The organism is Kitasatospora sp. NPDC059646, from assembly GCF_042734615.1.
GTDB lineage: Bacteria > Actinomycetota > Actinomycetes > Streptomycetales > Streptomycetaceae > Kitasatospora.
In genome coordinates this window covers 194,087-207,136 of the sequence record NZ_JBHWDS010000003.1, presented here as the reverse complement: position 1 = coordinate 207,136, position 13,050 = coordinate 194,087, and the positions used below count along the sequence as shown (strand labels likewise).

12 protein-coding genes are annotated in these 13,050 nt (G+C 74.3%); 7 read left to right on the top strand and 5 right to left on the bottom strand.

The genetic code is table 11. The features are described from left to right. Positions 1-100 precede the first annotated feature (100 nt). From ACFV1L_RS03495 to ACFV1L_RS03480, 4 genes are all read left to right on the top strand, one after another. A complete protein-coding gene (locus tag ACFV1L_RS03495) occupies positions 101-1,066 on the top strand; it encodes a carbohydrate ABC transporter permease (protein ID WP_380362468.1) in 966 nt (321 codons plus the stop codon). 1 nt (position 1,067) lies between these two features. Then, positions 1,068-1,982: a carbohydrate ABC transporter permease gene (locus tag ACFV1L_RS03490; RefSeq protein ID WP_380362466.1), complete on the top strand. Its 915-nt coding sequence runs from the start codon at positions 1,068-1,070 to the stop codon at positions 1,980-1,982. 61 nt (positions 1,983-2,043) lie between these two features. Continuing rightward, positions 2,044-3,498, top strand: coding sequence for a glycoside hydrolase family 1 protein (locus ACFV1L_RS03485; protein WP_380362464.1), 1,455 nt, complete (start codon positions 2,044-2,046; stop codon positions 3,496-3,498). A gap of 160 nt (positions 3,499-3,658) precedes the next feature. Beyond that, positions 3,659-4,285 (top strand): hypothetical protein, encoded by a 627-nt coding sequence (locus ACFV1L_RS03480; RefSeq protein ID WP_380362462.1) that lies wholly within the window; start codon positions 3,659-3,661, stop codon positions 4,283-4,285. A 622-nt stretch (positions 4,286-4,907) separates the two neighbouring features. Here the strand turns inward: ACFV1L_RS03480 and ACFV1L_RS03475 are convergent. From ACFV1L_RS03475 to ACFV1L_RS03460, 4 genes are all read right to left on the bottom strand, one after another. Beyond that, positions 4,908-5,792, bottom strand: coding sequence for a spermidine synthase (locus tag ACFV1L_RS03475; RefSeq protein ID WP_380362460.1), 885 nt, complete (start codon positions 5,790-5,792; stop codon positions 4,908-4,910). Positions 5,793-5,915: 123 nt separating this feature from the next. Continuing rightward, positions 5,916-6,275 (bottom strand): hypothetical protein, encoded by a 360-nt coding sequence (locus ACFV1L_RS03470; protein WP_380362459.1) that lies wholly within the window; start codon positions 6,273-6,275, stop codon positions 5,916-5,918. Continuing rightward, entirely contained in the window at positions 6,272-6,841 is a 570-nt protein-coding gene (locus tag ACFV1L_RS03465; RefSeq protein WP_380362457.1) for a DUF6232 family protein, read from the bottom strand. The genes ACFV1L_RS03470 and ACFV1L_RS03465 overlap by 4 nt, the downstream gene beginning before the upstream one ends. A gap of 142 nt (positions 6,842-6,983) precedes the next feature. Continuing rightward, a complete protein-coding gene (locus ACFV1L_RS03460; RefSeq protein WP_380362455.1) occupies positions 6,984-7,445 on the bottom strand; it encodes a hypothetical protein in 462 nt (153 codons plus the stop codon). Between the two features lie 335 nt (positions 7,446-7,780). Between ACFV1L_RS03460 and ACFV1L_RS03455 the strand changes: the two genes are divergently transcribed. Then, positions 7,781-9,247, top strand: coding sequence for a tetratricopeptide repeat protein (locus ACFV1L_RS03455; RefSeq protein ID WP_380362454.1), 1,467 nt, complete (start codon positions 7,781-7,783; stop codon positions 9,245-9,247). 83 nt (positions 9,248-9,330) lie between these two features. On the opposite strand, the gene ACFV1L_RS03450 is transcribed toward ACFV1L_RS03455, so the two are convergent. Further along, a complete protein-coding gene (locus ACFV1L_RS03450) occupies positions 9,331-9,975 on the bottom strand; it encodes a histidine phosphatase family protein (RefSeq protein ID WP_380362452.1) in 645 nt (214 codons plus the stop codon). A gap of 258 nt (positions 9,976-10,233) precedes the next feature. Between ACFV1L_RS03450 and ACFV1L_RS03445 the strand changes: the two genes are divergently transcribed. Both ACFV1L_RS03445 and ACFV1L_RS03440 read left to right on the top strand, forming a co-directional pair. Then, positions 10,234-11,451 carry a hypothetical protein gene (locus tag ACFV1L_RS03445; protein ID WP_380362450.1) on the top strand — a complete coding sequence of 406 codons (1,218 nt, stop codon included), beginning with the start codon at positions 10,234-10,236 and terminating at the stop codon, positions 11,449-11,451. Further along, a complete protein-coding gene (locus tag ACFV1L_RS03440) occupies positions 11,448-13,046 on the top strand; it encodes a hypothetical protein (RefSeq protein WP_380362448.1) in 1,599 nt (532 codons plus the stop codon). Before ACFV1L_RS03445 ends, ACFV1L_RS03440 begins: the two co-directional genes overlap by 4 nt. Positions 13,047-13,050: the final 4 nt, after the last annotated feature.

Here is a 13,050-nt window from a genome sequence, read left to right as displayed (position 1 = left end):
GGCTTCCGCCGGTGACCGATCCCAACTGCCCGGCCGGGTCCGCCCACCCGGCCGGGCGCCGTTCCGCCGCCCCTCGCCACCCCCGGGAAGGAAACCCCAAGTGGCCACCAACGTCCGCGCCGAGGCCCCGCCCGTCGCCCCGGGACGCCCCGCCTGGCGCTCCCGTCTGTACCGGTTCGACCTGAAGGCCTCGCCGTACGCCTTCATCGCCCCGTTCTTCCTCTGCTTCGCCGCGTTCGGCCTGTTCCCGCTGATCTGGACCGGCTGGCTCTCGCTGCACTACGTCGACCTGCTGAAGCCGGACGTGATGGAGTGGAAGGGCTTCGGCAACTACACCCGGCTGTGGTCCAACGACCAGTTCTGGACGGCCCTGCGCAACACCTTCACCATCGGGGTGATCTCCACCGTCCCGCAGCTGCTGATGGCGCTGGGGCTCGCGCACCTGCTCAACTACCGGATGCGCGGCCGCGGCTTCTTCCGCGTCGCGATCCTCGCCCCGTACGCCACCTCGATCGCCGCCGCCACCCTGGTGTTCGTCCAACTGTTCAACCCGGACTACGGGTTCATCAACTGGGCGCTGGACCTGGTCGGCCTCCACCCGAACTGGTACTCCGAGACCTGGCCCTCGCAGATCGCCATCTCCACCATCGTGACCTGGCGCTGGACCGGCTACAACGCGCTGATCTACCTGGCCGCGATGCAGGCGGTGCCGAAGGACCTGTACGAGGCGGCCAGCCTGGACGGGGCCAACCGCTGGCAGCAGTTCACCCGGATCACCATCCCGTCGATCCGGCCGACCATCCTGTTCACCATCATCGTGTCGACCATCGGCGCCACCCAGCTGTTCGGCGAGCCGATGCTGTTCGGCGGCGGTGTGGGCGTCTCCGGCGGCTCCGCGCACCAGTTCCAGACGCTCAGCCTGTACATGTACGAACTGGGCTGGCCGTCGCGCCAGTTGGGCCGCGCCTCGGCGGTGGCCTGGACGATGCTGCTGATCCTGCTGCTGCTCGGCCTGGTGCAGTTCCTGATCACCCGTTACCGCAAGCGCCACGAGCTGGGAGGCTGACATGGCCGCCACCCTGTCCACCCCCTCCTCCCGCGAGGCGAAGGCCGTCGAACAGGACCGCCCGCGCAGCCTGTTCCGCCGCGGGGCCGGCGACCACGACAAGGCCGGCCCGGTCGCCTACGTGCTGCTGGCGGTCGCCGCCGCGGTCTCGCTGTTCCCGCTGTACTGGACGTTCGTCGCGGCCTCGCACACCGGCGAGCGGGTGGCCCAGTCGCCGCCGCCGATGGTGCCGGGCGGGCAGTTGTGGAAGAACGTCTCGGTCGCCTGGGACCAGGCCGACATGGGCACCGCGCTGCTCAACTCGACCGTGGTGGCGGGCTGCGTGGCGCTGTCGACGGTGCTGTTCTCCACGCTGGCCGGCTTCGCCTTCGCCAAGCTGCGCTTCCGCGGCCGGAACGCGCTGCTCACCCTGGTGGTCGCCACCATGACCATTCCGCCGCAGCTCAGCGTGATCCCGCTGTACCGGATCATCACCCAGCTGGACTGGGGCAACCACCTCCAGTCGGTGATCCTGCCCTCGCTGGTGGCCGCGTTCGGCGTGTTCTTCATGCGTCAGTTCCTGTCCGAGGCACTGCCGTTCGAGCTGATCGAGGCGGCCCGGGTGGACGGTGCGAACAGCCTGCGGATCATCTGGCACGTGGTGTTCCCGGTGGCCCGGCCCGCGATGGCGGTGCTCGGCATGCTGGTGTTCGTCCAGTCCTGGAACGACTTCTTCTGGCCCTTCGTGGTCCTCACCCAGCAGAACCCGACCGTGCAGGTCGCGCTCTCGGCGATCGGCGGCGGCTCCGGCCACGACATCAACCAGGCCGTGATCATGACCGGCGCCCTGGTCGGCACCCTGCCGCTGCTACTGATCTTCGCCGTTCTGGGGAAGCACATTGTCGGCGGGATCACGTCCGGCGCCGTCAAGAGCTGACCCTCTGGAAGACCCCGGCACACCCGCCCTGTCCACTCCTCAGCCATGGGAGCGCTCCCGTATGACCATGACCGATCCGACCATCGCCGCCCACGACGCCGCGACGGCCCCCCGGGGCGCCTTCCCGCCCGGCTTCGCCTGGGGCGCGGCCACCGCCGCCTACCAGATCGAGGGCGCCGCCGCCGAGGACGGCCGCACCCCCTCCATCTGGGACACCTTCAGCCACACCCCCGGGAAGGTCCGGAACGGCGACACCGGCGACGTCGCCGTGGACCACTACCACCGCTTCCGCGAGGACGTCCGGATGATGGCCGACCTCGGCCTCACCTCGTACCGGTTCTCGCTCTCCTGGCCGCGGATCCAGCCGACCGGCCGCGGCCCCGCCGTCGAACGCGGGCTCGACTTCTACCGCGCGCTGGTCGACACCCTGCTCGAACACGACATCTCCCCGGTCGCCACCCTCTACCACTGGGACCTCCCGCAGGACCTGGAGGAGGCCGGCGGCTGGCCGATCCGGGAGACCGCGTACCGCTTCGCCGAGTACGCGGCCCTCGCCGCCCGCGCGCTCGGCGACCGGGTGCCGGTCTGGTCCACCCTCAACGAGCCCTGGTGCAGCGCCTTCCTGGGCTACGGCTCCGGCGTCCACGCCCCCGGCCGGACGAACGCCGCCGACTCGATCAAGGCCGCGCACCACCTCAACCTCGGCCACGGCCTGGCCGTCGGCGCGCTGCGCCAACTGCTGCCCGCCTCCGCGCAGATCGGGGTCTCGCTCAACCTGCACCTGGTCCGTCCGCTCACCGACAGCGACGAGGACCGCGAGGCGGCCCGCCGCATCGAGGCGGTCGGCAACCGGATCTGGACCGGCCCGATGTTCAAGGGCGGCTACCCGGCGGACCTGAAGGCGGACACCGCCGGCATCGTCGACTGGGACGAGCTGGTCCGCCCCGGCGACGAGGCGGAGATCGGCCGCCCGATCGACCTGCTCGGCCTCAACTACTACAACCCGACGGTCGTTTCGGCCCCGCGCGGCGACAGCGCCACGGCGGAGGCCGCCCGCAACGACGGCCACGGCGACAGCGAGTTCAGCTGCTGGCCGGGCTCCGAGGACGTGGTCTTCCACCTCGCCAACGACGACGTCACGGCGATGGGCTGGCCGATCGACGCCACCGGACTGTCCGACTCGCTGATCGGCCTGCACCGCGAGTTCGGCCTGCCGCTGATGGTCACCGAGAACGGCGCCGCCTTCGAGGACGTCGTCGGCCCGGACGGCGAGGTCGACGACCCCGAGCGGATCCGCTACGTCAAGCTCCACCTGGAGGCGGTGGCCGACGCGATCGCCGCCGGGGCGGACGTCCGCGGCTACTACCTCTGGTCGCTGATGGACAACTTCGAATGGGCGTACGGCTACGGCAAGCGCTTCGGCATCGTGCACGTCGACTACGAGACCCAGCGGCGCACCCCGAAGGCCAGCGCCCGCTGGTACGCGGAGGTGATCCGGCGCGGGGGGCTCGCGTGACTCCCCACACCACCGGCCGATGTGACGGAGTGTGAGTGACGAGCGTGACTGCGGGGAGTCTCGCTCGTTCTCCCCTGGTGTGCGAACCAACCACCCCAAGCGGCCGCGACGTTCGGACACCCCCCGGCGGGGCCTGCCCGGGGCACTGGCGGCGAGCGGGATGCTCGCCGCCCAGCTGCTGGGCCTGGTCCTCGGCACCGGCGACGCCTACGCCACCGACCCCGATCGGGCCGGCCCCGCCCGCATCCGATCGCTCTGCCCGGCCGGTCCGGCCGCCCCGGCCGACGCAGGGGGGCTGCTCGGCGGCACCGGCCACGCGCTGGACAGCGCGGTCGGCGAACTCGGCACCGTCCTGCAACAGCACCTCGGCACCGGCGAACTCCCGCTCCCCGGCCAGCAGTCCGGCCCCGACGCCTTCACCATCGCCACCCGCCTGCTCTCCACCGTCCCCCCGCAGGGCCGCGCCGAAGAGGGCGGCCGCGCCTCCCGCTCCGGCCCTGCCGACGGCCGCCCCGAGGAACCGGCGACCCGGGTGCCCGCTCCCCGGCCCGCCGACGACCCCGCCCCGCTTCCCTCCCGCCAGCGGATCGACACCGTCACCCTCCTCCCCCCGCCGCCGCCCAGCACCACCCCCGAGAACGACGGCTCCCCACTCGCCCTCACCGCCGCCCCCACCCGCCCCGAGGACAACGACTCCACGCTCGCCGTCCTCCTCCCCATCGCCGCCGGCCTCCTCCTCACCGCCGCCGCCACCTACAAACACCGCGGCCTCCCCGGCGGCCACTGACAGCCCCCGGCAGTCTCGCTGGCAGGGACGGAAGCCGGACGCCGCGACCCTGTGGGACGGGACGACACCGACGAGACCGACGACTCCCACCCGCGCCGCGGCCAGGCCGGCAGAGCCGCTCCGCGCCAGCTACTGCGGCCCTGACGACCTCGAACGGCTGACCACGGCCTCCGGCGGCGGAGGCGGGGACTGGACTCCCGGCGGGCGGCGGAGGCAGGGGCTGCGTCGGTGAGGACAACGACTCCACCCCCGAACACCGCACCCGCCGCCGGAGCCGCCCCGCGCGGGGACCGCTGCGATCTGACGCGACGTCAAACGTTCGGGCGAAGGCATTCGCGGGCGGACGCGGGAACTGCGCCCGGCGAAGACAGCGACTCCGCCCCTCGCCGCCCACCGCCCCCACGTCCGCCGCCGCCTACCAACATCGCGGCCACGCCGACAGAGCCGCCCCGCACGGGCGCCACGCTCCCACCAAGGCCCTGGCGGCCCTCGCAGGGACCGAGCTGCGCGGGCGTCGGCGACGGGCACTGGGTCGGCCCTCCGCCCCAGCGCCGCCACCCACAAGCACCGCAGCTGTCGACGGAGCCGCGGGCTGCTGCCCTCCTGAGGCGGCATCAGCAGGTCAGTCGAAGGCCCTCGGGGGCGGGGGTGGGGACTGGACGGCCCGGGTGTCGGGGACGGGGGCTGCGCCGGCGGTGAAGTCGGTGAGGTCGCGGCCGTGGAGGAGGCGGGCCTGGGCGGGGTCGGCCGCCAGGCGGCGGGTCAGGTCGGTGAACGGGAGGGGGGTGTGGGCGGCGGCCAGGACGAGGTTGCCGAAGCGCTTGCCGCGCAGCACGGCGGGATCGGCGATCAGGCAGACCTCGGGGAAGACGGCCAGCAGGGTCGCGGCCTGGGCGCGGGCGAAGGCGAGTTGGCCGCCGTCGGTGATGTTGGCGGTGTAGCGGCCGGCCCCGGTGAGGGCCCGGGCGGCGAGGCGGGCGAACTCGACGGTGGCGCAGTGGGCGGGGACCCGGGCACCGGCGAAGATGTCGGCGATCACCAGGTCGGTGGAGCCTTCGGGGGTGCGGTCGAGGACGGCGCGGGCGTCGCCGCCGCGCACCCGGATCTGCCAGGTGCGGTCCAACGGGAGCTCGGTGCGCACGAGTTCGGTGAGCGCGGTGTCGATCTCGGCGACCTGCTGGCGCGACCGCGGTCGGGTGGCGGCGGTGTAGCGGGCCAGGGTGAGTGCGCCGCCGCCGAGGTGGAGCACCGAGACGGGCTGGCGGGCGGGGGCGGCGAGGTCGATCAGGTGGCCGATCCGCCGCTGGTACTCGAAGCCGAGGTGGGTGGGGTCGGCGAGGTCGACCAGCGACTGCGGGGCGCCGTCGAGGACGAGCTGCCAGGCGTGCGGCCGGTCGCGGTCGGGGCGCAGTTCGGCGGTGCCGGAGGCGACGGTCGCGGTCAGCGGGCCCTCGGTGTGTGCGCGGCCTGGGACGGCGGAGGCGGGGGTGGTACGTGAGCGGCCCATGCGCCCATTATCCGATGATCACCCGAAACCGGGCCACGGACGCCCCCGCCCCCTCAAGCTCAAGCCTCAAGCCTCAAGCCGCATCCGCCCCGGCCCCGCCCGGAACCACGCGGCACCGCCCCCTCAGCCCCCCGACGCCATCCCGATGATCCGGTTGGCGAGCTCGACCACCCCGGGCCCGAGGCTGCGCGCCGTCTCGGCGATCCGCCGCGCGGTCTCCAGCGCCCGGTTCAGTCGCGCCCCGCGCTGCTCCGCGGTCTCCCCGGCCGGCCCGCCCGTCGGGTCGAGGTCGGTGACCGTCTCGTCGAGCCGCTGCGCGTCCGCCTCCGGGACGTGTCGGCGCAGCTCGGCGAGCAGGGACCGGAGCAGCGCGAGCTGTTCGGGGCCGGGCTGCGCGGTGGCGCCGAAGTTGACCGAGCCGATGTTCCCGGTGCCGTGGACGTTGGTGACGTTGCCCAGGTAGAAGTGCTGTTCGCCGCTCATGTGCTGATCCTTCCGACGTTGCCGGTGCCGTGGACGTTGACGGTGTCGCCGAAGTAGTAGTGCGCCGGGTTGATCGTCAGGGTGTCCACGTGGAGGAGCAGGCCGCCCCGGGGGTCCTCGATGGCGGCGGCGATGTACTCGGTCAGGGCGCGGCGGCTCGCGGCGTCGGCGGCGGTGATCAGGGCGACCGAGGAGCCGTTGGTCTCGATGGCGACCACGTGCTGCGGCTTCTGCAGGACCACCCGGAGCAGTTCGACGACGTACACGATGAGGGCGATCACCACGACCGTGGTGACGAAGTGGGTGAACGAGGAGGAGGTGTCCGAGCGGGTCGACCGGCTGCTGGCGGTCTCGATGGAGAACTGTCCGATGCCGAGCACCACGAAGGCGGACACCAGCGTGACGGCGACCCGCCGGCCGAACCGTCCGAAGGCCTCGGCGCTCCGCGGGTAGAGCGTCACCGGGAACACCCGGGCGATGTTGTGCAGCGGGTACGCGGCCTGCCCGATCCACAGCAGCTGCTTGTCGACCCGGAGCTCGACCTGCCCCGGCCGGAACGTCGGCATCGGCGGCATCTGCGGTACCGGCGGCAGCTGCGGCCCCGGCCCAGGACTGTTCTGCGACACTCGACGCCTCCCCCGATCGGCCTGTGCAGAACACTGTATGAGTGTCCGTCAGGAACGAGAAGGCGTTTTGCACGGGCTCCGCTCAGAGCGGCCCGAGGCCGCCCGCGGTGAGGGTGGTGGCGGCCTCGCAGAGGGCCGAGCGGAGCACCCAGGCGTCGGTGGGGCGGGCGCGGTGCTGCGGGCCGGAAGGCGGGATGATCCAGTGCGGATCGGTGGGCGGCAGCAGGTCCGCGCCGGAGGTACAGGTGGAGCCGGGCAGGTGCCAGCGCAACGCGGTGCCGGGCGGGACCAGGAAGGCGATCGCGGAGCCGCCGGCGATCTGCTGGACGGCCCCGCAGGCCCGCCGGAGCCGCAGGATGTCGACCGCCTCCAGGCCGTGCCGGACCGGCACCGTCACCGTGTCGTACTGCGCGACCTTCCCGACCACGCCGCCCGGGCCGGCTCCGGTGCAGGCCGAGACGGCCGGCGGCGCGGGCAGCACCGCGGAGCCGGGCAGCACGGCCTGGACGGTCGGACGCCGGTACTGGGGAACTCCGGTGGCCATGGGGGACCTCCTGTCACCTCGGGTCGCGCGGACGCCGGAAGGTGCTCCGACGCCCGATTGGGCAACGGGGGGCCGGCACGGGAGGGGGCCCGTGCCGCCGGTGTCCATGTATCAGGACAACGCGCAACCCCTCGTTCAGGCCACGGCCTCCGATACGGCAAGCCATGGCATTTCGTGGCGGAACACAGCAACTGCGTCCGTATTGTCCCCAATTGACCCTACTTCTCCCGGCAACTCGCCGTGTACGCCGAGTGACTGCGGGTACTGTCGTGGCGACGCGGCGGCTCTCACCCAGAGGTCGGCGCGACCGCCCCGGTACGACCTCGGAGTGCACCATGGCAGCCACGCGATCCGGCGGGCCCCGTCCGGCGGCCGTCCCCAACCAGGCGATGCGCGAGCTGCGCGGCGACCTCTCCCCGCGGGAGTTCGCCACGCTGGTCCGCCGGGCCGCCCGGGAGATCGGCGAGCACGTGTCGTGCGATGCGCGCTACGTCGGGCGGGTGGAGGCCGGCGAGATCCGCTGCCCCAACTACGCCTACCAGCGGGTGTTCCGGCACATGTGGCCGGAGAAGTCCTTGGCGGACCTCGGGTTCGCCGCGCGCAAGACGGTCCTCCGCCGCCCGGGGTCCGCCGCACCCGCGGCCGGGCCGGCGACGCCCGCCGCCGGCCCGACACCGGCCACCGGCCCGGCGGCCCGACCGACCAGGCAACCACCCACCGATCCGGCCTCCGGACCTGCCTCCCCGGCGGGCCCGCCGGACCCGACGCATCGGTCTGACGAGGAGAACGACGACGTGCTTCGCCGTACGTTCCTGAACGGTGGCCCCGCCGCGGTGGCGGCCGCGCTCGGTATGGACCGGCCGCCGCTGCCCGCGGCCCCGCCCCAGCCGGAGCGCCGCCGGGTCGGCGCGGCCGAGGTCCGCGGCGTCGAGCAGGCGGTCCGCGACATCCGGCTGCTGGACGACGCGCACGGCGCGGACGCCCTGTTCGAGCTGGCCGGGCAGTCCCTGCGCAGTGCCTACGTGCTGCTCAACGACGGCGACTACAACGCCGCCACCGAGCGCCGCCTGCAGTGCGGCGCGGGCGAACTCGCCATCTCCGTCGGCTGGTTGGCGCACGACTCGAACCGGCTGATGGATGCCAGGTCGTTCTACTCGGAGGCGCTGGCGACCGCCCGGATGGCCCAGGACGCACACCTGGAGGCGCACGTGTTCAGCAACAGCGCCTTCCTGGCGCGGGACGCCGGCCGCCCCCGGGAGGCGCTGCGCGCCGCGCAGGCCGGGCAGGCCGCGGCCGCCGGGCTGGGCTCGGACCGGCTGCTGTCCCTGCTGTCGCTGCGCGAGGCGGGCGGCTGGGCGCTGCTCGGCGACCGGGGCGCCTGCCGACGGGCGCTGGCCCGCGCGTACGCGCTGTTCGACCGCGGCCCGCGGGACGCCGACCCGGAGTGGATGTCCTTCTTCGGGGAGGCGGAGTTGGCCGGCCAGGAGGCGCAGTGCTGGTCGGCGCTCGGCGAGTGGGAGCGGGCGAGCACCCGGGCGGAGCAGGCGGTGAGCCTCCAGCGGCCGCACTTCGTCCGCAACCGGGCGCTGTACACCGCCGAGTTGGCGCACGACCGGCTGGGCCGGGGCGACCTGGCCGGCGCGGCCGCGCAGGGGTCGGCGGTGGTGGCGCTGCTCGGCCAGGTCCGCTCGGCGCGGATCCGCGGCATGCTGGCGCACACCGCGGACCGCCTGCGCGGGCACGCGGCCGTGCCGGAGGTGCGGGAGTTCCTGAGCGGCTACGACGACGCCGTGGCCGCCTGACGCACACCGTCACCGCCACGGGCCGCCTGACGCACCGTCAACGGCACGGCCTCCCCGTCCACACCCGCCGCCCGGTGGCCGGGTCAGAGCCGGTCGAGGTGGCTGTGGTCGTTCCAGATCTCGACGGCGGGCAGCCCGTACTCCCAGGACAGCACGGAGAGCGCGGCGGTGCCGAGCTTGAAGCGCTGCGCGTACTCGGGGGCGAGGCCGAGCCAGCGGGCGGTGAGGATGCGCAGCAGGTGGCCGTGGGCGAACACCACGACCTCGCAGTCGGCGCAGTTCATCGTGGTGGTGCCGGGCTCGGGCACGCCGTGCCGCTCGTTGATCTCGGCGAGGAAGCCGTCGACCCGGGCGCAGACCTCGGAGAGCTTCTCGCCGCCGGGGACGCCGTCGCGCCAGATCAGCCAGCCGGGCTGGTCGGTGGCGCGGATCTCGGCGCCGGTCCGGCCCTCGTACTGGCCGTAGTCCCACTCCAGCAGTTCGGGGCGGTCGATCGCGCGGTCGCCGAAGCCCGCGAGCTCGGCGGTGTCGCGGGCGCGGGACAGCGGGCTGGTGTACACGGTGGCGTCGGGCAGGCCGTTCCACGGGGCTCGGCCGAGGCGCTCGCCGAGGGCGCGGGCCATGGCGCGGCCTTCCTCGGTGAGCGGGACGTCGGTGCGGCCGGTGTGCCGGCCGGTGGCCGACCAGGAGGTCTCGCCGTGGCGGACCAGCACGATACGGGCGGGCATGGGGGTCTACCTCGTTCGATGTTCGATGGGAGCTCGTAGGTCCCGAAGGTCTCGACGGTACTTCACGGGCCCCGGACGGAGCGGGCACAGGCCCCCGACGAGGCGGGAACAGACCCCCGACGGGGCGGGCACAGGGCGCGGGCGGGGCAGGTGCCGGCCGCGTCGTCGGGGCCGCGGGCCCATGATCCCTCACCGGGCGGGGCGGATCGAGCGGCGGGCTCCGCTTTGTCGGCGGCGGATGCGAGACTGGGCCGCACCATGAACGTCTCGCACTTGGGGCAGGCTTCCCCGCCGCTTCGGCGGCTCTCCGAGCTGCGCGGCCCCGCGCCGCAGCGCAGCCTCGACGCCCGGGCCCTCGCCGCTCTCGCCGCCAATCCCGGATGCCGCCGTCGCGCCCTGCTGGACGCCGCGGGGGTGGACAAGACGGCGCTGGCGCAGCGGCTGGGCCGCCCCGCGCCGTTCGGCCAGTCGCCGTTCGCGATCCGCCGCGGCCTGCAGTTCGAGTCCCGGCTGAAGCAGGACGGCTACGCGGTGCTCCTGCAGCCGCTGCGCCGGATGCTGGGGGTGCCGGACGACGAGGTGGCCTCGCTCGGGGTGCCGGACCTGCTGCCGTCGCAGTCCCCCGCGGTGCGCGCGGAGCGGACGCTGGCGGCGCTGGCCGAGGCGTGCGCCGATCCCGCGGCGTGGACGCTGCTGGACCGTCCGATGCTGCGCCTCGACGTGGCGGGCAGCCCGGCGTACCTGGAGCCCGACGCGCTGGTGGTGCACGGCGGCCGGTGCACCGTGGTGGAGATCAAGTCCTTCCCGGTGCTGGACGGTTCGGCCGATCCGGCGAAGGTCGGCGCGGCGGCCCGGCAGGCCGCGGTGTACGTGCTGGCGTTGCAGGAGGCGGCGGCCCGGCTGGCCGGCCGGGAGCCGTCCGGCGATCCTTATGCGGTCCAGGAGCTGCCGGGCGCGCCGGAGTTGACGGTGCTGCTGGTCTGCCCGAAGGACTTCTCCAACCGTCCGGTCGCGGTGCCGGTCGACGTGCGGCGCGAACTGTCCACCACCCGGCGGCAGTTGTCCCGGATGACCAGGGTGGAGCAGCTGCTCGCGGCGCTGCCGGAGGGGGTGACCTTCGACCTGGCGCGGGACGACTCGGGTGCGCCGACCCGTCCGGTGGAGGAGTTGACGGAGGCGGTGGCGGCGGTGCCGGCCGCGTACGGTCCGGAGTGCATCTCGACCTGCGAGCTGGGCTTCCACTGCCGGGCGCAGGCCCGGTGCTCGGGTGCGGTGGAGCAGTTGGGCCGCGGTGTGCGGGGGGAGCTGGGCTCGCTGCGCACCGTGGAGGCGGCGCTCGCGGCGGCCGAGCGGGGCGCGGCGGAGAGCCTGGAGCCTTCGCTGCTGGCCGAGTTGGGGTTGGACGAGGCGTCCGAGCGGCTGGCGTACGCGGCGCGGCTGCGGGCGGAGGCGCTGACGGCCGGGGGCCTGCGGTGAGTCTGCTGTCCACGCTGGCGCGGTTGGAGGCGGTGCGCGGGCAGCGGGCGGAGCCGTTGGCGACGGTGCGGCACCGCCATCTGTCGGAGCGTCCGATGGTGCTGGTGCCGTTGGCGGCGGCGGGCGAGGCGGGCGCGCCGCTGGCGGTGCTGCTGGGCACGGACCGGGACGCGCCGCGGCTGCACCTGGTGCCGCAGCCGCTGAACCGCACGCAGCGGTCGGACTTCCTGGCGGCGGTGGCGGCGGACGTGGTGCCGTACCTGGAGTCGTTCGGCGAGCAGGTGGAGCTGCTGGAGGGTTCGGAGAAGGACCCGGTGAGCGGCGAGAAGGTGGCGGTGGTGCGGGAGCTGTGCGCGGACGCGCCGCAGCTGATCGTGCCGAACGCGGCGGGGGTGTCGCACCTGGCGCTGCTGGGCCGGTCCACCCGGTTCCGTCGCACGGCGGAGGACCCGGATCCGGGCGAGTACCCGGCGCCGACGCAGGTTCCGCTGCTGGGGCGGTGGTTGACGCATCTGACGGACCGGGCGCAGGTGCCGGGTTCGTCGATGCTGCTGGCGATGACGGGTCTGCTGGCGCGGCACTGGGCGACGGGTCAGTCCGGTCTGGAGGACCAGCACCTGGCGGCCCGGCTGGCCTGGCACCGTCCGCCGCCCGGCCTGGAGCCGCCGGTGACGGGTGCGGCGGCGGCGGAGTGGGTGGAGTCGGAGCGCGACGCGGAGGGTGTGCCGGTGTGTCCGCCGGCCGGTCCGGCGACGGATCCGACGTTCGACGAGAAGGTGCTGGCTCCGGCGATCCTGCGGCACGACGCGGCGGTGGCGGTGTGGGAGCGGGCGGAGGCGGCGCGGGACGCGGTGGAGTCGCGCCGGGCGGCGGGGCTGGTCGAGCAGGCCCGGGCGGAGTTGTCCCGGGTGCTGCTGGCGGCGACGCTGCCGACCTGGCGCGACGTGTGGCAGGGCGTGGACCTGTTGCGCGGGCTGCCGCCGGCGGGTCATCTGCCGGAGCGCTGGGAGGGCGACCGCTGGTCGTTCACCATGCACCGGGACCGGGTCGCGGCGGGCGAGCCGCCGCAGCCGCGCCGGGACGACGCGGTGACGGCGGCCCGCAAGCTGGCGCAGCGCGAGCGGGAGCAGGCGAAGCTGGAGATCCAGGAGGCGTTGGACGATCCGCTGGCGATGGCGGAGCGCCGGCTCGCGGGCGAGGCGTTCGCCGGTGAGGTGGTGGACGTGGTGCCGGAGTGGTCCGAGGGCCGTTCGCCGAAGCCGCGTCCGCTGCTGGTGGTGCGTACGGGGGACCGTCCGCACGCCGATCCGGGCCGTGAGGTGTACCGGGCGCACGCGGAGCCGGCGCAGCGGGCGGAGATCGTGTCGGCGGAGCCGGGCGAGGTGGTGGTGCGGCTGCTGTCGGGGATGGGGCGGCGCAGGGATCCGGAGCCGGGCAGTGTGCCGGAGGTGGGCAGCGAGGTGGTGTTCACGCTGTTCGAGCTGACGGCCCGCCAGTCGGCGCCGCTGCCGGAGCCCGCGGACACTCCGTGGACGCACGGCGGCCCGCCGGTGGTCGGCGAGGATTCACCGGCCGGTACGGACGAGTGGGAATGACCTG

Coding starts and splice junctions, on each gene's coding strand:
- ACFV1L_RS03490 (WP_380362466.1), top strand. CDS start 1,068: ATGGCCGCCACCCTGTCCACCCCCTCCTCCCGCGAGGCGAAGGCCGTC.
- ACFV1L_RS03485 (WP_380362464.1), top strand. CDS start 2,044: ATGACCATGACCGATCCGACCATCGCCGCCCACGACGCCGCGACGGCC.
- ACFV1L_RS03480 (WP_380362462.1), top strand. CDS start 3,659: ATGCTCGCCGCCCAGCTGCTGGGCCTGGTCCTCGGCACCGGCGACGCC.
- ACFV1L_RS03475 (WP_380362460.1), bottom strand. CDS start 5,792: ATGGGCCGCTCACGTACCACCCCCGCCTCCGCCGTCCCAGGCCGCGCA.
- ACFV1L_RS03470 (WP_380362459.1), bottom strand. CDS start 6,275: ATGAGCGGCGAACAGCACTTCTACCTGGGCAACGTCACCAACGTCCAC.
- ACFV1L_RS03465 (WP_380362457.1), bottom strand. CDS start 6,841: ATGCCGACGTTCCGGCCGGGGCAGGTCGAGCTCCGGGTCGACAAGCAG.
- ACFV1L_RS03460 (WP_380362455.1), bottom strand. CDS start 7,445: ATGGCCACCGGAGTTCCCCAGTACCGGCGTCCGACCGTCCAGGCCGTG.
- ACFV1L_RS03455 (WP_380362454.1), top strand. CDS start 7,781: ATGGCAGCCACGCGATCCGGCGGGCCCCGTCCGGCGGCCGTCCCCAAC.
- ACFV1L_RS03450 (WP_380362452.1), bottom strand. CDS start 9,975: ATGCCCGCCCGTATCGTGCTGGTCCGCCACGGCGAGACCTCCTGGTCG.
- ACFV1L_RS03445 (WP_380362450.1), top strand. CDS start 10,234: ATGAACGTCTCGCACTTGGGGCAGGCTTCCCCGCCGCTTCGGCGGCTC.